This window comes from Microcoleus sp. bin48.metabat.b7b8b9.023 (assembly GCF_013299185.1).
GTDB lineage: Bacteria > Cyanobacteriota > Cyanobacteriia > Cyanobacteriales > Microcoleaceae > Microcoleus.
The window spans coordinates 1-18,151 of record NZ_JAAFKG010000074.1 but is presented as its reverse complement, the minus strand read 5'-3'; the positions used below and the strand labels follow the sequence as shown (position 1 = coordinate 18,151).

General features: G+C 46.1%; 14 protein-coding genes and 1 pseudogene. 11 read left to right on the top strand and 4 right to left on the bottom strand.

The window, feature by feature from the left end:
• Nucleotides 1-131: 131 nt before the first annotated feature.
• Complete coding sequence (locus QZW82_RS28890; RefSeq protein WP_293156744.1) at nucleotides 132-2,822, bottom strand: ABC transporter substrate-binding protein; 2,691 nt, start codon at nucleotides 2,820-2,822, stop codon at nucleotides 132-134.
• 38 nt (nucleotides 2,823-2,860) lie between these two features.
• Between QZW82_RS28890 and QZW82_RS28885 the strand changes: the two genes are divergently transcribed.
• Nucleotides 2,861-3,040, top strand: coding sequence for a hypothetical protein (locus tag QZW82_RS28885; RefSeq protein WP_293156741.1), 180 nt, complete (start codon nucleotides 2,861-2,863; stop codon nucleotides 3,038-3,040).
• A gap of 398 nt (nucleotides 3,041-3,438) precedes the next feature.
• On the opposite strand, the gene QZW82_RS28880 is transcribed toward QZW82_RS28885, so the two are convergent.
• Nucleotides 3,439-4,380 carry an alpha/beta fold hydrolase gene (locus tag QZW82_RS28880; RefSeq protein ID WP_293156738.1) on the bottom strand — a complete coding sequence of 314 codons (942 nt, stop codon included), beginning with the start codon at nucleotides 4,378-4,380 and terminating at the stop codon, nucleotides 3,439-3,441.
• A gap of 233 nt (nucleotides 4,381-4,613) precedes the next feature.
• On the opposite strand from QZW82_RS28880, the gene speB reads away from it, so the two are divergent.
• From speB to QZW82_RS28835, 9 genes are all read left to right on the top strand, one after another.
• Entirely contained in the window at nucleotides 4,614-5,543 is a 930-nt protein-coding gene (speB, locus tag QZW82_RS28875; RefSeq protein WP_293156735.1) for an agmatinase, read from the top strand.
• Nucleotides 5,544-5,822: 279 nt separating this feature from the next.
• On the top strand, nucleotides 5,823-6,380 hold the full coding sequence (locus tag QZW82_RS28870; RefSeq protein ID WP_293156732.1) for a thioredoxin family protein: 558 nt from the start codon (nucleotides 5,823-5,825) through the stop codon (nucleotides 6,378-6,380).
• A gap of 225 nt (nucleotides 6,381-6,605) precedes the next feature.
• Entirely contained in the window at nucleotides 6,606-7,394 is a 789-nt protein-coding gene (gene modA, locus QZW82_RS28865) for a molybdate ABC transporter substrate-binding protein (RefSeq protein WP_293156729.1), read from the top strand.
• Nucleotides 7,395-7,550: 156 nt separating this feature from the next.
• Complete coding sequence (modB, locus tag QZW82_RS28860; protein ID WP_293156727.1) at nucleotides 7,551-9,461, top strand: molybdate ABC transporter permease subunit; 1,911 nt, start codon at nucleotides 7,551-7,553, stop codon at nucleotides 9,459-9,461.
• A 192-nt stretch (nucleotides 9,462-9,653) separates the two neighbouring features.
• Complete coding sequence (msrB, locus tag QZW82_RS28855; RefSeq protein ID WP_293156724.1) at nucleotides 9,654-10,052, top strand: peptide-methionine (R)-S-oxide reductase MsrB; 399 nt, start codon at nucleotides 9,654-9,656, stop codon at nucleotides 10,050-10,052.
• A gap of 144 nt (nucleotides 10,053-10,196) precedes the next feature.
• Nucleotides 10,197-10,925, top strand: coding sequence for a UMP kinase (gene pyrH / locus QZW82_RS28850; RefSeq protein ID WP_293156721.1), 729 nt, complete (start codon nucleotides 10,197-10,199; stop codon nucleotides 10,923-10,925).
• Nucleotides 10,912-11,460 carry a ribosome recycling factor gene (gene frr / locus QZW82_RS28845; protein ID WP_293121796.1) on the top strand — a complete coding sequence of 183 codons (549 nt, stop codon included), beginning with the start codon at nucleotides 10,912-10,914 and terminating at the stop codon, nucleotides 11,458-11,460. Before pyrH ends, frr begins: the two co-directional genes overlap by 14 nt.
• 748 nt (nucleotides 11,461-12,208) lie before the next feature.
• Nucleotides 12,209-12,679 carry an NADAR family protein gene (locus QZW82_RS28840; RefSeq protein ID WP_293156718.1) on the top strand — a complete coding sequence of 157 codons (471 nt, stop codon included), beginning with the start codon at nucleotides 12,209-12,211 and terminating at the stop codon, nucleotides 12,677-12,679.
• Between the two features lie 344 nt (nucleotides 12,680-13,023).
• Complete coding sequence (locus tag QZW82_RS28835; RefSeq protein WP_293156715.1) at nucleotides 13,024-16,026, top strand: GAF domain-containing protein; 3,003 nt, start codon at nucleotides 13,024-13,026, stop codon at nucleotides 16,024-16,026.
• Between the two features lie 33 nt (nucleotides 16,027-16,059).
• On the opposite strand, the gene QZW82_RS28830 is transcribed toward QZW82_RS28835, so the two are convergent.
• Both QZW82_RS28830 and QZW82_RS28825 read right to left on the bottom strand, forming a co-directional pair.
• Nucleotides 16,060-16,830, bottom strand: a complete 771-nt coding sequence (locus QZW82_RS28830) for a pentapeptide repeat-containing protein (protein ID WP_293156712.1) — start codon at nucleotides 16,828-16,830, stop codon at nucleotides 16,060-16,062.
• Nucleotides 16,831-17,202: 372 nt separating this feature from the next.
• Nucleotides 17,203-17,916 carry a pentapeptide repeat-containing protein gene (locus tag QZW82_RS28825; protein WP_293156709.1) on the bottom strand — a complete coding sequence of 238 codons (714 nt, stop codon included), beginning with the start codon at nucleotides 17,914-17,916 and terminating at the stop codon, nucleotides 17,203-17,205.
• Between the two features lie 148 nt (nucleotides 17,917-18,064).
• Here QZW82_RS28825 and QZW82_RS28820 point away from each other — a divergent pair.
• Nucleotides 18,065-18,151: pseudogene (locus tag QZW82_RS28820) on the top strand (IS1 family transposase); the annotation flags it as partial.

The window sequence follows — 18,151 nt, the reverse complement described above, 5'->3', positions numbered from 1 at the left end:
AAAAGCGTTAAGTAAACCGTATTGGTCTATGATGGAGTAGGGAGCGATCGCCTCTACCCCTCTCCACATCCCTAAGCACCTCTTTTAGCAACATCCGCTCTAAATGCCGGGAGTAAGCTAAAATCTGCAATCTACCGATCGACTGGCATAAAATTGTAACCCGTACCGGATTTAGAATCGGGTACAATTTGCAAAAGAACTACTTTGCTATTGCGATCGCCACTCGACACAAATCTAATTTCCCCCGTGGCACCGCTAACTTTGAAATCCTCACCAGCTAAGGCTTTAGCCAGCATCACTCGCCCCGCTTTACCGCTATTCGGCTCAATTTTCCCGATCGACCTTCCCAGCCGCAACACCTGCACCGCATCGTAACTCATCGCCGTCCGCCAGCTAACATCAATTCCCCACAAATTTCTAGCTAATTCTACAAATTTTTGATTTTTACTATCAGCAAAATGCCAAGGTACAGAAATTATTGCCCCGTTCAAAGCTGCTCCACCCTGTTTCAATAAATCCGTATTGTATAGAGCATCACCGCCAATTATTGGCAAACCTTTTTGATTATTTTTAGCGATTTCTAGGAATGAATTTACAGTATCTGAATCTGGTAGCAAAACCAACACATCTGCTTCCATCCCATCGATGTGCGCCGCAGAATTTGGCTCAGATAAATCTACTTCTTTAACAACTTGACCGCCTTCCAGAATCAAAGTAGTAGAAAAAGCTGTTTGCAGCGACTTGCTATAAGAACTTTTGGAATTGTAAAAAACAGCAGCCGTGCTTTTTTTCATGCCAGTTAACATATAGCGAGCTAAAGCCGTACCTGTAAATTGGTCGCTCGGTATCGTCCGAAAGAAATAGTTTACTCCGTCAGGGCGCCTCGGAACCGTTGCTAATTGAATGCTCGTGCTCGTAGGTGCGATCGCCACCATTTGATTTTGACTGTAAATTGGAGCAACTGCGATCGAAGTTTTGCTGGTGCCGTGACCGACAACTGCTAAAATACTGCTATCTGCAATCAGACTCTGTGCAATAGCCTTCGCCCGATTTTCATCATTACCGTCATCAGCAATTACTACCTTTAAAGGCACTCCCGCCTTAATTGCTTCGTCTTGAGCTTGAGCTATCCCGCGCAATATTTCCGCCGCCCCGCTGAGATTGTCGCCAATCGGAACTACTGCGGCAATTTTCAAAGCTTGTGCAGTACCGAGTCGAGCGTTATTGAGATAAATTAAAGTTTCCGCGTCTGTGCGATCGACTTTTACAGCCGCTTCTAGCTGATTTACCGCCGTTTTGAAGTCACCGCTGGCGATCGCGCGAACTCCTGCTTGCTTGTCAGGATTTGCCGTGCTAGCGAACAAAATGCGATCGCCCGCACTGATGTAACTGCTGGCATCTACGGGCGAGGAAGTCTGGGCATTTTCCCGCGCCACACCAGGCAAAGAGGGCAATTGAGAATCGCTAGGATTCAGACTTCTCTCAGCTAAGTGTACAGCATCTTTGAGGATACTTATCAACTCTTTTTTGAAGACAAAAGCACCCGCACCTAAAGCAATTAAAAATATCAAAAATACATAAATAAGCCAGCTTTTGTTGCTGCTTTTTTGAGAGTTATCTTGCTCGTGACTGCTCGCCAAAGTAGCCACTGTTGGCTCCTCCAAAGCTGCTAACATTTCCTTAGCATTAGCGAACCGACTTCGGGGGTGAAATCTAATCGCTTTATCCAGAACTGCGGCAAATCTCACACTCACCTTTGATGAATGATTCTGCCAAAGCATCTCCCGAGTTTGGGGGTCAGTTTCTAAATCCTGGGGCCACTTTCCAGTTAGTAAATAAATTGCCGTCAATCCCAAACTGTATAAATCGCTCGAATATTCGGGTCTGCCTGCCGCTTGTTCCGGAGCCATAAATTGGGGCGTTCCAATGGAGATTGTTACATCATTTAACCCAGCAGTCATCCCTTGATTAATTGTTTCCTTAACTACGCCAAAATCTATCAAAACTGGTTCGTCGTCAGACTTGCGTAATATAATATTTTGGGGTTTAATATCTCGGTGGATAATCTGTTTTTCGTGTATATAATCCAAAACTATTAGCAGACTTGTCAGGATTTTTTTAACTTCCTCCTCGTTCATTCTTCCAACAACTTTGACTCGGTTGTTAAGCGTTTCCCCGTCTATCCATTCCAGCGCCAAGAAAAATAAACCGTTTTCCTCAAAGTGCCCGTAAAGTTTGGGGATTTGAGAATGCCCTTCGCCCAACTTTTCCAAAACAGCAGCTTCTTGAGAGAAACGCTCTCGAACACTTTGATCGATATCAGGATTATTTGTCTGGGGCTTAAGCTGCTTAATGACGCAACACCGGTGCGAAGGCATTTGCGTGTCTTCGGCCAACAATGTTAAGCCAAAACCTCCTTCTCCCAACTTCTCAATTACCCGGTACCGATTGTTTAAAAGTTTTTCTGATTCTGGGTTGGGTTCCGGCGGCTGCAAAATATCGCCGTTGATTTGCACGGGACTTTCTACTGCGAGAATTCCATATTTGCCACTCCCGTTTGGTTCGGTATGAATTAGCATGGATGTGTCGCCGTTGTCTTTTAACTTTCTCTTGAGTTCAAAAATGCGATCGACTATTATTTTCTCTTCGTCACCTGTTGGGGGACGCTTGTACAACACATTAAAAATCGCTGTCGGTGCGACATATTTGCCGTAGTGTTTGCTCAACAGCAGCAGCACGATATACTCTTCTTTGTTTAGGTCTATGCACTCGGAACCTAGCTTGACGGCGCGGGTTTTAGTGTCGATGTTCAAGTTGTTCATACCGAAAAGTTTTATTGATAACTAAGAAATTAATAAAAATGCAAGTAATTGGTAAGAAATCGAGTATAGCCTCGATCGGGCAGATATGGTACAATAACAGCACTGGGTCAACTACTGGAGAGATGTTTAGCTCGTCAACTGGATCGAATGCTCGTACCAGAGGCTGCAAAACAGGCTCGATCGCCGATTGCACGAGCGAGAACCCAAAATATCCTTAACGGTTAGACTTAATTGTATAAATATTTGATTTATAGCCAAACCGCAGATTGACGCAAATCGACGCAGATGTATTTCGAGATAAGTCTTCTTAAAAATTTTCAAGTTCCGTAAATAGCGATTGCCCGCCGTGAGTTGCACTGATTCAGGATTTTCGGCAGGGAATCGATCGCATTCAGTTACATGGGAGTCTTTCTGACTACAATATTGTTGGCAACTCGATAAATTTGGCGGGTACTTCTGACCAAATTGCTGTAATTCAAGGTGGCTTTACTCCTGATAGTTTCTTGTTCGTTTAAGAAGTTTAAAAAGATCGGGCGGTTGAAACCGCCTCTATACAAACAAAACCCGCCGGACGCCGGTTGAAGAAGACCGGGCGGTTGAAATTACGTTATTTTCTTTAGTCCGCGGAGGCGGACATCGTTTGTGTAGACGCGGTTTCAACCGCCGTCTTCGTCTTGTCTGCAATCCATTCGAGTAAAATCGGATTGACTAATTCCGGGGCTTCATCCTGGGGACAATGGCCTACGCCCTCCAGCGGAATAAACTTTTCTACAGCCGGAAACTTGGCTAATTCTCGCCCGAGGGCGATCGGCTCCCAAGGGTCTTTTTCGCCCCACACAATCAAAGCAGGACAGTTTAAACGGGGTAACAAATCCTCCGGTAAGGGGCCTTGAGAATAGCTAATAAATGCTACAAATACATCCACTGCGCCGTTGTCTCGCGCTGGTTTTAACAAGATTTCTACAAGTTCGTCGCTGACAGCTTCGGGACGGTGATAGGCTTGCAAAAGCACTTTTTTGACCGTATTCGGCGTTGCTAATTGTTTGAAAAATAATTGACTAATCCACTTGACATTTAAAACTTTTTGTGCGATTGGCGCTCCAAAACTGCGATACCAAGGCATTTCGGCGCGTTTGCGATCGTGCAACAAGCGCAGGGAACAATTGAGTAAAATGACACCAGAAGCAATATCGGGAAAATCAACGGCGGCTTGCATAATTGCTACGCAGCCGATCGAATTTCCCACCAAAAAAGCAGGCCCGCCCGCAACTTCCCGACAAAAATCAGCAATCAACTGTCCCCAAGTCTCAAAAGTATAATCAATCTCCAGCTTGGGCGCAGGCTTAGCAGAAGCGCCAAAACCGATAAGATCGATCGCAAAACAGCGACAATCAGCAGCCAACGCCGGTAAATTCTTGCGCCAGTGGCCCGAAGACGCCCCGAAACCGTGGACAAACACCACCGCCGGGCCCTGGGAACCCGCAGCCTGGTAACAAATCGGAAAACCTTTCCACATCCAGGTTTGAGGCGCAAGAGCAGTTAACGTAGAAGAAGTCATATAGGTAAAAAAGTGAAAATTTAAGAGTTGGAAGGACTAAAGTCCTTACTACAAACCGTATCGCAATTCGAGGCAACTGCTAGGACATAAATCCCAAACCTTCGCTCCCTCCTCCCTCTGCGCCCTCTGGCGCTGGTGCGGTTAAATCCTCTTCCTTCTTCCTTTGCAGTTAGAGTCGATACTATGTCACGATTAAAGATGCAGACTTTTTTTGCCTTATTGAAATTTCCCCTATGCCAGCGATCATCTCAACTTCCGTCGTGCCGTTTCTAGGATCGGAAATCGTACCCGACTACGACACAGCCCGAGTAGTTATTTTACCAATTCCCTACGAGGCAACCACCACCTACCGCCGCGGGTGCGAAAACGGGCCGGCTAAGCTGCTAGAAGCTTCTCACCAGCTCGAATGCTACGACGAAGAACTCGATCGCGAAGTTTGCTACGATGTTGGCATTTATACCGCATTGCCGATCGCCGATACCCGCAACAAGCAAGAAGTTTCATCCTTGGAAATGTTGCAAGTTACCCAACAAACCGTACACCAGCTAATTACCGAAAATAAGTTTGTCATCTCCCTCGGAGGCGAACACAGCATCACCGCCGGCGTTGTCGAAGGCTACCGCCAAGGATACCCCGACGAACCCTTCACAGTCGTGCAAATCGACGCCCACGGCGACTTGCGGCACGAATACGAAGGCTCGATTCACAACCACGCCTGCGTGATGCGGCGGGTTGTCGATATGGGCTTACCGACACTGCAAATCGGAATTCGCGCTATCTGCAAAGAAGAAGCCGACTTGATTAAAGCCAAACAGCTAAACGTCTTTCGAGCTCGGGAAATCGCGACTCAACCGGATTGGGCCGATCGCGCTATTGCTAGCATAACCACCAAACGAGTATTTTTGACGATCGACCTAGACGGCATCGATCCCACATTAATCCCAGGAGTTGGCACGCCGGAACCAGGTGGGTTAAATTGGTATTCGCTCACCGGATTTTTACGCCGGTTATTCGAGTCCTACGAAGTCATCGGCTGTGACATCATGGAACTAGCACCTGTTGTAGATTCTGTAGTCTCAGAATTTACCGCCGCCAAACTAACATACAAAATGATTGGATATCAAGCTCTGGCGAAAGGTTGGCTAAAGCAAGACGAGGAATAAATCGCCAAGTCCGAATTCAAATAGGCTGTTGGTCAGGCTATAATTAAGTTCAACAGTTGACAGTTGACAGTTGACAGTTGACAGTTGACAGTTTCAGAGCTACCTCTACCCAGGAGTCCGAGTATTGGAGTAATGAATAGTCCGATCTTAATTTGTCATTCAAAGACGGGCGGGCTTTCAACCAATTCTTTCTGGTAAAGTCCAAAAATAACCTATTTGATTCGCACCGATCCTTTCATCTTTCAACTTGGAAAATATTGCTCCTCACATCCAGAAAAAATGAGTTTAATCAGCGAAACAACAGGTACTCCCATTAACGGCTACGCTCCCGATTTTGAACTGCCGGGAGTTGACGAAGAAGTTCACCATTTATCTCGATATTTAGAAAAATGTCGAGCGATAGCGGTGATATTTATGTGCAATCAGTCTCCCTGCGTCGAGTTGTATCTCAATCGCCTCAAACAACTGCAAGCAGATTTTCAAGATAGAGACGTTACTTTAATCGGGATTAATGCTAATGATGCCAACCAGCATCCCGACGAAAATTTTGAAAATATGAAAATTTTTGCAGCCAACAATCAACTCAACTTCCCGTACATCCGAGATATGGCTCAAGATGTGGCTGAGAGTTTTGGGGCTTCTCATACGCCGGAGGTTTTTTTGTTAGACCAAGACGGCAGATTGCGCTATAAAGGTTTAATAGACGACAATGCCGACAATTCAGAAGCGGTGCAATTTTCTTATTTGCGAAGTGCGATCGACCAATTGCTGAATGACCAACCGATAGAACCTTCGAGTACAGAGGCGATCGGTTGTACTCTCAAATGGCGAGCATAGACGGCGGTTGAAACCGCCAGAAAGTCAAACATAGACGGCGGTTGAAACCGCTTCTACACAAACATAGACGGCGGTTGAAACCGCTCCTACACAAACGATGTCCGCCGGACGCCGACGGTCGAAGATAACGTATTTTAACCGCTCTTCAACCCGCGGAGGCGGGTTTCGTCTGTATAGACGCGGTTTCAACCGCCCGGTCTTCAACCGCCCGGTCTTCTATTTCTGATGAACTTAAAAAATACACGTATTCTCAATTTAATTATTGCAGCAATTGTGGCGATCGCACTGCTGATTAATTGGACTCCCGCCACAGCGCAGCAGCGAACATCTTTAACCGTATCCGCTGCCATCAGCCTCTCGCCAGCCTTAACAGAAATCAAAACAGTATATCAAACCAGCAATCCCAATGTGAATATTACCTATAATTTTGGTGCTTCCGGCGCCCTAGCCCAGCAAATTCAGCAAGGAGCCCCGGTAGATGTGTTTTTAAGTGCCGCTACCAAACAAATGGATGCTTTGCAGCAAGCTAATTTGCTCCTCAACCAGACACGACGCAACCTCCTGACAAATCGCCTGGTATTGATTGTACCCAAAAATAGCGCTGTTTTGACCGATTTTAAACAGTTGGCGGATGCCAAAATCAAGAAAATTGCGATCGGCGAACCCAACAGCGTCCCCGTCGGACAATACGCCCAGGAAATGCTAACTAAACTAGGATTGTGGCAGCAAATTAAGCCAAAATTAGTGCTAGGAAATAACGTCCGTCAAGTGCTGACATTTGTCGAAAGCAGAAACGTTGATGCTGGCATAGTCTACGCCACTGACGGCAAAACATCCGACAAAGTAACTGTACAGCTAACAGCGGCCGCAAATTTGCACTCGCCCATCGTTTATCCCCTAGCAGTTATCAGAAACAGCCGCCATCCCGCAGCCGCCAAAACCTTTGTTGAGTTCTTGGCGGGCGATCGCGCTAAAATAGTATTTCAGAAATACGGATTCGGTTTAGCTCGTTAATTAGCAACCCGGAGAAAGAGGGCCGGCACCGGGCACCGCCCCTACAGTTTATTCTCTTCCTTCTCTTTCTTCCTTAGCGCCCTTTGCGTCTTCGCGGTTCGTTTAAAAAAAATCTCATTCAAAAATTAGATAAGACTGCGATAGTTAATCCCAAATATGGAATTCGACTTATCTCCATTGTGGATATCCCTAAAAGCATCCGCCATCGCCACATTCCTTACCTTCTTTCTCGGAATCGCCGGCGCCCGGTGGATGCTTTCAACCCGCATCCGAGGTAAAGCCCTGATAGAAGGCATTTTTATCTCTCCCTTAGTTTTGCCGCCCACAGTAATCGGATTCTTGTTGCTCCTGCTGTTTGGGAGAAATGGCGCGATCGGTCAATTTTTGCTAAAATTCGACTTAACAATCCTCTTCACTTGGCAAGCCGCCGTAATTACAGCCACAGTCGTATCATTTCCCCTGATGTACAAAACTGCTTTGGGATCTTTTGAGCAAATTGATGCCAACCTTCTCAATGCAGCCCGCACCTTAGGCGCTTCCGAATGGACAGTCTTTTGGCGGATTATGCTACCTCTAGCCTGGCCGGGAATTTTAGCAGGAACTATTCTCACATTTGCCCGCGCTTTGGGTGAATTCGGCGCCACGTTGATGTTAGCTGGGAATATTCCCGGACAAACTCAAACTATCCCGATGGCGATTTATTTTGCTGTGGAAGCTGGGGATATGAGGCAAGCTACTATTTGGGTTTTGATTGTGCTCAGTCTTGCTTTGAGCGTGCTTACTGCTGTTAATTATTGGACTGATTTACAAAAAAAATCTCCCCAACCAAATCCTAAATATCGCCATCGTAAGTTAATTATAAACGGGGTTCATGCTTCTAACCTGGATGGGCATTTTGCCCATCCCACAACTTATTTACATTTTCCAGATAAACCGCAATCTAATGTTGCTAAATTTGCTAATTATGGTGGCACAAATAAAAAAAATAATCAACCGGAAACAGGACTTTTTCTAAACATCTTTAAACCTCTTTCTGGCTTTGCCTTAAATGTCGGTTTCGATATCGGGCAGGAAGTGCTGGGAATTTTGGGCGCGTCGGGTTCGGGCAAGAGTATGACTCTGCGCTGCATCGCAGGTTTGGAAACTCCAACTAGCGGTAAAATTGCAGTCAACGGTAAGGTTTTATTTGACTCAGTACAGGGCATTAATGTGCCTTCTAAAGACCGCCGTATCGGTTTTTTGTTTCAAAACTATGCTTTGTTTCCGCACTTGACTGTGGCTGAAAATATTGCCTTTGGCTTGCAGCATTTATCTGCAAGCGAGCAACAACTTCGGGTCAAGGAACAATTAATTTCGGTGCAAATGTCGGGACTGGAAAATCGCTATCCGCAGGAACTTTCCGGCGGCCAGCAGCAGCGGGTGGCTTTGGCGAGGGCGATCGCAAGTTCGCCGGCTTTGCTGCTGTTAGATGAACCTTTTTCGGCTTTGGATACGCACTTGCGGAGTCAACTGGAACGGGAGTTAATGCAGGCTTTGGCTAATTATCGAGGCATTACTTTGTTTGTCAGTCACAATTTAGAGGAGGTTTACCGGGTGTGCGAGAATCTGTTGGTTTTGGCTGATGGAAGTGCGATCGCCTTTGATACCAAACAGAACATTTTCGATCGCCCGCGCAACTTCACCGTCGCCCAGTTGACGGGCTGTAAGAACTTTTGTGCTGCTAAACCTCTTGCTGAAACTGTCGTGGAGGCGATCGACTGGCGCTGCGATCTGACTGTCGCCGAGCCAATTCCCAAATCTCTAGTTTCTGTAGGAATTCGGGCTCATCAAATCAGTTTTGTCAGCGCGTGCGATCGCGAAAATACATTTCCTTGTTGGATCGCCTCAACGGTGGAAACTCCGCACCGGGTGACATTATATCTCAAGTTGCACTCGCCTCCCCACAATTCCCAAGATTATCACTTGCAAGCTGAAGTTTTCAAGGAAAAGTGGCGGGCAATTAAAGACAATCCTTTTCCCTGGTATGTTCATTTGGAGCCAATTAGGTTAATATTAATGGAGGCATGAGTTAACAGCAAGAGACAGTCATATTATGTCCAATAAATTGTCCCTCAAAAAGGTTCGTAGTGAGGACTTTAGTCCTCAGAGGACTGAAGTCCTCACTACGAACCATTTAGGTGGCGGTAATATAAGGAGATAATATTAACCGTTAATGGTTAACTATAAACAACTAATTTCATCTACTCCAAACATTAAACCATGACAGACAAAGTTAAGAAAACCGATGCCGAATGGCAACAGCAACTCACGCCCGAACAGTTCAAAGTCACGAGAAAAAAGGGAACCGAAAGAGCTTTTAGCGGCGAATATCACGACAACAAAAAGCCCGGAACTTATAAGTGCATTTGCTGCGGCACCGAACTGTTTACATCAGAAACAAAATACGATTCCGGTACCGGTTGGCCGAGTTTCTACGCTCCGATTAAAGAAGAAAATGTCAGGAATGAGGCGGATAATGCCTTGTTCATGCGCCGTACTGAGGTACTGTGTGCTGTTTGTGACGCTCATCTCGGCCACGTATTCAACGATGGGCCCAGGCCAACCGGTCAGCGTTACTGCATGAATTCTGCTGCTCTTGATTTCGTTCCCAAGGAATAAATTCCGCCAACAGATACTGCTAAGTTCTCACCAAAGTATTCTGGAACAAGCCCAAAAGCCTGTTCCAGGCAATTTTATGTTCAAAATGCACCCGTGCTGCTATCTTATGGTGGAGGCAAACAGAAGTAAAAAAATAGTGGCGGCATGGGGATGGTTTATCAGCGGGTTTTGCTGAAGCTCAGCGGTGAGGCGCTGATGGGTAGCTTGGGCTACGGTATCGATCCGGTAGTCGTTGGGTCGATCGCCCAGGAAGTGGCCAAAGTCGTTTCCGAAGGCATTCAAATCGCGATCGTTGTCGGCGGCGGTAACATTTTTCGCGGCGTGAAAGCTGCTTCGGCAGGGATGGATCGGGCAACAGCCGACTATGTGGGCATGATTGCTACGGTAATGAATGCTATCACTTTGCAGGATGCACTGGAACAAGCAGGAGTGCCAACAAGGGTACAATCGGCGATCGCCATGCAAGAAGTAGCTGAACCCTACATTCGGCGGCGCGCCATTCGTCACTTGGAAAAAAAACGGGTAGTGATTTTTGGTGCCGGTTCTGGCAATCCTTTCTTTACTACTGATACTACAGCCGCATTGCGGGCGGCTGAAATTGATGCAGAGGTGATTTTTAAAGCGACGAAGGTAGATGGGGTGTACGATTCTGACCCCCACGTCAACCCAGACGCACGCAGGTATCAAACCCTCACCTACGCCCACGTCTTGAACCAAGACTTGCGGGTGATGGACAGTACCGCGATCGCCCTGTGCAAAGAAAATAATATTCCTATTATGGTATTTGACCTCTCGGTATCGGGCAACATCTACCGAGCCGTAATGGGAGAATCTATTGGAACTCTTGTCGGAGGATTTTGTGAAGTTAGCTGAAGCTGAAGATCATATGCAAAAGGCAGTTGAGGCTACTCAACGGTCTTTTAATACTATCAGGACGGGACGGGCCAACGCCTCCCTCCTCGATCGAGTCATGGTAGATTATTACGGAGCTCCAACTCCGATCAAATCCCTTGCCAATATCGGCACCCCGGATGCGACAACGATCAACATTCAACCGTTCGATCGCACAGCGCTTACCTCAATCGAAAAAGCAATTTCCCTGTCCGATGTAGGCCTCGTACCTAACAACGACGGTTCAGTTATTCGCTTGAACATTCCACCGCTTACCAGCGAAAGACGCCAAGAATTTGTCAAAATGGCCGCGAAGTTTGCCGAAGAAGGTAAAATCGCAATTCGCAATATCCGTCGCGATGCCGTTGACTCGATTCGCAAGCAAGAAAAAAGCAGCGATATCTCTAAAGATGAATCGCGAGACTTGCAAGATAAAATTCAAAAACTGACGGACAAGTACATTGCCAAAATAGAAGATGTTCTGGCATCGAAAGAGAAAGACATCACGACAGTTTAGAGTCTGAGAAATTGGGCATGGGGAAAGTGCAGCAATCTTAGCCGGAAAAAGGAAAATAAAGTATAGCCTTTCTCAAAAAAGTGAGGTATGCCCTATGCCCGGTTTGGCCTATGCCCTATGCCCGGTTTGGCCAGTCGTACCTCATATGGGAGTTCGAAAGGCTATATGTATTCTCAAAATCCCAATTTCTGGCGATCGATTCCTCATTCCCAATTCTCGATCGTTAATTACAATAGAAATTACATCGTTTCCGATGCTGAGGCAACGGAAACATAATTTTTTCATGAAATCCCCACTTGCAACCGCGTCAGACAATAACAACTGAGTTCTTTGACTTGTACTCCTAGGGCGCGCACCGCACACCATCAGAGAAGCTGCTGCGCCAGATCGATTTCTCTGGCGATTGAGAGGCATAGAAGGCGATATAAAGAAACGAATTAACGATTTTTGATGACGATCGAAATATACAATTTAAATGCACAAGTGCGATTCGTCAAGCGAGTATCTCAGCTTTTTATTTGAGTGCCAGCGGGACAACACTCAAATAATACCAAGTTTCAACGAAATAACAGTATTCTTGTTCCCCCCCCCTGATTCATGGGGGGGCTAGGGGGGTCGAAGAGTGTTGCACACTCTTCGATAAATGGTATAAAAAATGCTTTTTATCAAAATTAGATGCTCCCTTCGTCAATACTGTAAAATTGAAAATGTAAAATTTAATATCTAATATCTAATATCTAATATCATTATGATAATTTATTTTTATAAAGTAGAGGATCCTTACGGCTGCTTTTCCAATTTTTCACTACACGACATTTGCTTGTACGGTCAAGATTGGTTGACTGTGGAACATTACTATCAAGCCCAAAAATTTGTCGGTAGCGCTGATGAAAGATTAGTGGCCGCAATTCAATCCGTACCAACTCCTCAGGAAGCAGCCAAATTAGGTCGCGATCCAAACCACCAAATGCGCCCTGATTGGGAAGCGGTAAAAATTCCCATTATGCGCGAGGCAGTTTTAACTAAGTTTCTCACTCATTCAGACATTCAAGCTATTCTCCTCGCCACAGGGGATCGAGTGATTGTGGAGGATTCGCCAACAGATTACTACTGGGGGTGCGGCTGCGATGGAACGGGCCAAAATCATTTGGGTAAAATTCTGATGAGCGTGCGAAGCGAAATTAGTCAGCGCCCGGGGCCAGATCAAAACTCACATTAATCTATCATTATATGAAGTTATACAAACTAATGTCAACTTATCCTAAAAATAAATAATTCTGAGACTAAAAATTCAATATTGCAAGAAATTGATAAGAGGATTAAAATAATAATTATCATTTGGTTAAGTCGCCCTGTCTGTTGAAGGCAAGGAATACACCTCAGCGATCGCCGATTTTTGTTCTTCAGGGTGCCACAGGGGATACACGGTCGTCACTAAGCAGTACGCCACGGATTAATAGTAAAGCTCGGTTTAGTCAAAAACTCAGCCTCATAAAGTTGAGTTCGATCGCGAATGTAGATCAAAACTTCTTATTATCATTCCATAATTGCCAAAGGAGATTTATGCAAATCACAGAAAATACGCAAGAATTACATCATAAACTAGACAAAGAAGTTTTGGTAAGGCGAATCACAGAACGCATCCGCCAATCTCTAGAATTAGAAGATATTTTAACCAGTACAGTAGCAGAAGTGCGGTCTTTTCTGAAAACAGATCGCATTATGATCTACAGGTTTAGTGCCGACGGCTGCGGAGAAGTTGTTGCCGAATCAATTAATAATATATATCTCCCTTCCTTGAAAGGTCTCCATTTTCCAGTAGACGACATTCCTCCCAGCGCGCGGGAGATGTATGTCCGTATGCGCCAGCGGACAATAGTAGATGTTAACTCCGAGACGATCGCCCTCAGTCCCGTTGATGCTGCGGATACCGGTCAACCTTTAGTAAATGAAGAGATCCACTATCGCTCGCTCGATCCTTGCCACAAAGCTTACTTGATGGCAATGGGAGTCCAATCTTCCTTAGTCGTGCCAATTTTGCACCACAGGAGTGTGTCGCAACAGAACAAAACAGAGATCTGCGAGGCCCCCGCCTGCGTAAGTAGATGCGAGCCTGGAAGCGATCGCCAAACTCACATCGAACTGTGGGGACTGTTAGTGGCTCACCACTCCTCCCCCCGCAATATTTCATCCACAGATTTAGAAGTAGTTCAGCTCGTAGCAGATCAATTGTCGATCGCCATCGGCCACTCGCTCCTGCTCCAAAAAACCCGCTCTCAAGCATCTCGGGAAGCCACCGTCAGTCGTGTCGCAGCCCTGTTGTACGGTCAGATCGACATTCAACTACAACAGGCTTTAGAAGCCACTGTCACTGCTTTGGGGGGGAGCGGCGGCCGACTTTATCTCAACCCCCGGAAAATCAACAGCGAACAGTTACCGGTTCCCCAGATCGATCGAAGATTTCCCATTGCCCCTACTGCGATCGATGCTACCTTTGAACTGTTCGTCACAGGGACTCAACCGACACTTCCCAATTGGGAAACAGTCAGCGCGATCGAAGCTCATCCCCTCTGGCAACAATGGCTGATCGCAGGATTGAAAAATACCCCCGATTTTCCCAAATTCCCAATTCCCAATTCCCAATTCTCAGCTTGGATAATTACAGACTTATACAAAGAATCTCTATTTAGAGTGTTAGTTCCTGCTTTCCAAGGAACTCAAATTCGGGGTTTGCTGGTAATTCCCCTCCACTACCAACAACAAGTAGTTGGCTGTTTGACCGTTTTTCGCAATGAAATTGATACCGAAAAAATGTGGGCGGGGCGCTTTGACAGCAGTGTTGCACAAATCCTTCCCAGACAATCCTTTGAAGTCTGGCGAGAAATCAAAAAAGGTCAGTCGCCCGAGTGGAAATGGGAGGAGATCGAGCAAGCTTTAGCGATAGGGAGCCAATTTTGTTCGGCAATTGGGCAGTACCTTCTTCATAAAGAAGTGCAAGCCCTGAATGCCAACTTAGAACGCCAAGTTCAAGAGCGTACCGCCCAATTGCAAAAATCCTTAGAGTTTGCCCAAGTATTGACGCGAGTCAGAGACCAAATTCGCAGCACCTTGGATTTAAAGACGATACTGCAAACTATTGTGCGGGAAGTGAGAGTTTTGTTAAATACCGATCGCACGGTAATCTACCAATTTGGCGAAAACGAACACGGCGAGGTAGTTGTCGAAGCTATTCGCGGCCAGTGGCAGTCAATTTTAGGTATCAAATCTCCGCAAGAATGCTTTCCCGAAGGCTCAGACTGCTTTTATCGAGCGGGACGCGTGCGAGCAATTAATGATATTGAGACTGAGAATTTAACGCCCTGTCACCGCGAATTTTTGGAAAAGTTGCAGGTGAGGGCAAGTTTAATTGTGCCGATGATCGCCAAAGATGCCGAATGTTGGGGGTTGCTGATTGCCCACGAGTGTTCTGGGCCGAGGGTTTGGCCAACCGCAGAACAGGAGTTGCTGCAAAATTTAGCCTCTCAAGCTGCGATCGCCATTCACCAAGCAGAACTTTATCAAGAAAGTCTGAATGCAGCAGCAGCCGATCGAGCAAAAGCCGAACAACTAGCTAAAACCGTCACTGAACTGAACAATACCCAAGCCCAACTGATTCAAACCGAGAAAATGTCCAGTCTCGGACAACTGGTTGCCGGCGTCGCCCACGAAATCAATAACCCCGTTAACTTTATCTACGGCAATCTCTCCCACGCCACCGAATACAGCAAAGACTTGCTCTGCTTGGTGGAACTCTACCGCCAGCACTACCCCAATCCCAACCCAGAAATTAGCGAGTGTGCCGAAGCAATCGACATCGAATTTCTTGCCACAGATTTGCCAAAAATTTTGGGTTCCATGAAAGTAGGAGTTGAGCGCATCCGCCAGTTAGTTGTATCTTTACGCAATTTTTCCCGGCTCGATCAAGCTCAAAAGAAAGGCGTTGACATTCACGAAGGCATCGACAGTACCCTGTTGATTTTGCAGCACCGGATCAAAGCCAAGTCCGATCGCGATACCGTACAAATAATGAAAGAATACGGCAATTTGCCCTTAGTTGAATGCTATGCCAGCTCGCTCAATCAGGTATTTATGAATCTGATCGGCAATGCCATTGACGCCATAGAAATGGGACAAATAGATCGAGTTGCGAACGTTAACTCCCTAGTACCAAGTGCAGCCGTGACATATTTGAGTTCGCAACAACAGGATGTCAGAACAGTAGATATCAAGACCAAAACCGAGCATTTGATACCTGATTTGCCATCCCCTTGCATTCGGATTCGCACCGAATTAATTGATGAAAAAACAGTAAGAATTTGCATTGCAGACAACGGTCACGGCATCCCCAAAGAGTTAATTTCTCACATCTTTAATCCCTTTTTTACTACTAAACCCGTCGGTCGGGGGACGGGTTTAGGACTGTCTATCAGTTATCAAATTATAGTTGAGAAACACAAAGGGGTACTCAAGTGTGTTTCTGTACCCGGTGAGGGTACTGAGTTCTGGATCGAGATTCCTCTGAATTAGTAAGTTAACAGTTAACAGTTAACTTACTAACAACTATAGAAAATTCAGCAGAAGAGAAGTGAGCGACTCCAGAATACTCATAAAGCTGCTGCCCCCGCCAGTGCGCGGCTCTGTTGGTCTTTGGCGGGCCACAATTGCTTCTCCTAGCTGCTTTGACAATTCCTGGCCTTGGGGATTTCCTTGAGTGGCAAAGAGTTGGTTTGCTCTTGCAGCATCTTGAGCCGCGCCGGCGAAGTCTCCCAAGTCAGCGCGAGACATACTGCGCGCAAAATAAACCGCAGCTATATCCGATTTCAGATTCAGGGCTTGATTGTAATAATCAATGGCGTTTCTGTAGTTTCCCGCTTGAGCCTCCAGCACTCCCAATCGGTAAAAGTCTTCTGCTGTGCCAATATTAGTTGGCATTCCTCTAACTCCCAGCAATTGGGCGTTAGTTAAATTGGCGTCAGTTAAAATGGCGTTGCTGAGATAGGCGCTTCTCAAGTCAGCACCGCTGAGGTTTGCCCCCGTCAGGTTTGCGCCCGTCAGGTTGACGCCAAACAAACTGGTGCCGCTAAGGTTTGCCCCGCTGAGATCTGCCCCGGTGAGGTTGGCTCGGCTGAGGTTAGCCATTCTCAAGTCGGCACCTTTGAGATTTGCTCCTGTTAAGTTGGCTAAAACCAAACCGGCGCTGCTGAGGTCGCAGTTGGGGCACTGTCGGGTGGCTAGTAATTGTTGCGTGTGTTGAATGTTCTCGGCCTGTGCAGGGGCGATCGGGGCGATCGCGCTCAGCAGCGTTGCAGCAGCCATGATTCTGAGTTTCATCTTAAGCATCCAAAATCCCAATTAATAACTCTAAAATAGCTTTTATCGCAGCAATTGAAAATCTAGATCGCAGACATTGCTAAATATTGCCAGATTCTCAGCTATCTATCCCAGACATCATACATAGGGCTGACGCACGGGTGGTCAGAAACCGGGTTTTTTAGGAAAATCTTTCGTTGTAGTCCACAGATTAGGTAAAAAACCCGGTTTCTTTGGCCTTAATACGTCCAGGACTGATACATTGAAACTTTGAAATTTACGGCCTCACCAGAGTCTCAAATAAACATTTTGCTACCAATAAATTAGGGTAACAAAAAAATGTTACCCTTAGTATTGGTTCTCGCCAACCATAACATTGAAGACATAAATTAATCAATCGTGAACCGTACCGTCGGGCATCGTTGCACCCTTAAGATATACTCCGCTCAGGTTAACTTTTGTCAGGTTTGCTCCCAACAGGTTTGCCCCGCTTAAGTCTGAGGCACTTAAAATTGCTTCAGTCAAATCTGCCCTAATTAGGCTCGCTCCCATTAAGTCGGCTCCGCTGAGGTCTACTTTAGTTAAGTTGGCACCAATTAAATCTGCCTCTGTGAGAACGGCCCTTCGCAAGTTTACTCCGTAAAGGTTTACTCCGTGCAAGTCTGTACGAGAGAGTGTTGCCCGAGATATGTTGGCTCCGATTAAACTTGCTTGGATCAGGGAAGCTCCACTTAAGTCTGCTTTGCTAAGATTTGCTCCCATCAACTCAGCTCGATACAGGTTAGCTTCAGCTAAAAGTGCTTCGGTGAAGTCGGCTCCAGCTAAGTCGGCTCTGCTCAAATTGATCTGGCACAAATTGGCTTTGCAAAAGTTGACTCTGCTGAGTTTGGCTTTGCTGAGATTGGAGCCAATCATGTCGGCTTCAGACAGATTGACTCCAATCAATTCTGCTTCGTAGAGGTAGACTTCGTGCAGGTAGACCCCACTAAAATTTCTTTCTCCTATTGCGTATAGCTTGAGCAATTCGTCAACGTTCATTTTGGCTTCTCTACACCTTTTAAAGGAACAATACTCTTCGCAAGCTGCTTGCACCGGATCTTCTGCCATTTTAGACTTGAGATGCTAAAAGATTTACGCCGAGTACAAGATTGCCCTAGACGGTTTGGGGAGGGTGAAGGACAAAACAAGATGCTTGTTCACCTGGGTAAAAAATTTTGGCGTTGCTGAGTTAGAGTATGAATAGGAGGAATAATTTATGCAATGCCCTGAATGTAAATCAACCCATATCCGTAAAAACGGCAAGAAGAAAGGAAAACAAAATCACATTTGTGTCCAATGCAGT

What these genes read in the sequence shown, in the direction of transcription:
- QZW82_RS28890 (WP_293156744.1), bottom strand. Translation starts at nt 2,822, where the DNA reads ATGAACAACTTGAACATCGACACTAAAACCCGCGCCGTCAAGCTAGGT.
- QZW82_RS28885 (WP_293156741.1), top strand. Translation starts at nt 2,861, where the DNA reads ATGCAAGTAATTGGTAAGAAATCGAGTATAGCCTCGATCGGGCAGATA.
- QZW82_RS28880 (WP_293156738.1), bottom strand. Translation starts at nt 4,380, where the DNA reads ATGACTTCTTCTACGTTAACTGCTCTTGCGCCTCAAACCTGGATGTGG.
- speB (WP_293156735.1), top strand. Translation starts at nt 4,614, where the DNA reads ATGCCAGCGATCATCTCAACTTCCGTCGTGCCGTTTCTAGGATCGGAA.
- QZW82_RS28870 (WP_293156732.1), top strand. Translation starts at nt 5,823, where the DNA reads ATGAGTTTAATCAGCGAAACAACAGGTACTCCCATTAACGGCTACGCT.
- modA (WP_293156729.1), top strand. Translation starts at nt 6,606, where the DNA reads ATGAACTTAAAAAATACACGTATTCTCAATTTAATTATTGCAGCAATT.
- modB (WP_293156727.1), top strand. Translation starts at nt 7,551, where the DNA reads ATGGAATTCGACTTATCTCCATTGTGGATATCCCTAAAAGCATCCGCC.
- msrB (WP_293156724.1), top strand. Translation starts at nt 9,654, where the DNA reads ATGACAGACAAAGTTAAGAAAACCGATGCCGAATGGCAACAGCAACTC.
- pyrH (WP_293156721.1), top strand. Translation starts at nt 10,197, where the DNA reads ATGGGGATGGTTTATCAGCGGGTTTTGCTGAAGCTCAGCGGTGAGGCG.
- QZW82_RS28840 (WP_293156718.1), top strand. Translation starts at nt 12,209, where the DNA reads ATGATAATTTATTTTTATAAAGTAGAGGATCCTTACGGCTGCTTTTCC.
- QZW82_RS28835 (WP_293156715.1), top strand. Translation starts at nt 13,024, where the DNA reads ATGCAAATCACAGAAAATACGCAAGAATTACATCATAAACTAGACAAA.
- QZW82_RS28830 (WP_293156712.1), bottom strand. Translation starts at nt 16,830, where the DNA reads ATGAAACTCAGAATCATGGCTGCTGCAACGCTGCTGAGCGCGATCGCC.
- QZW82_RS28825 (WP_293156709.1), bottom strand. Translation starts at nt 17,916, where the DNA reads ATGGCAGAAGATCCGGTGCAAGCAGCTTGCGAAGAGTATTGTTCCTTT.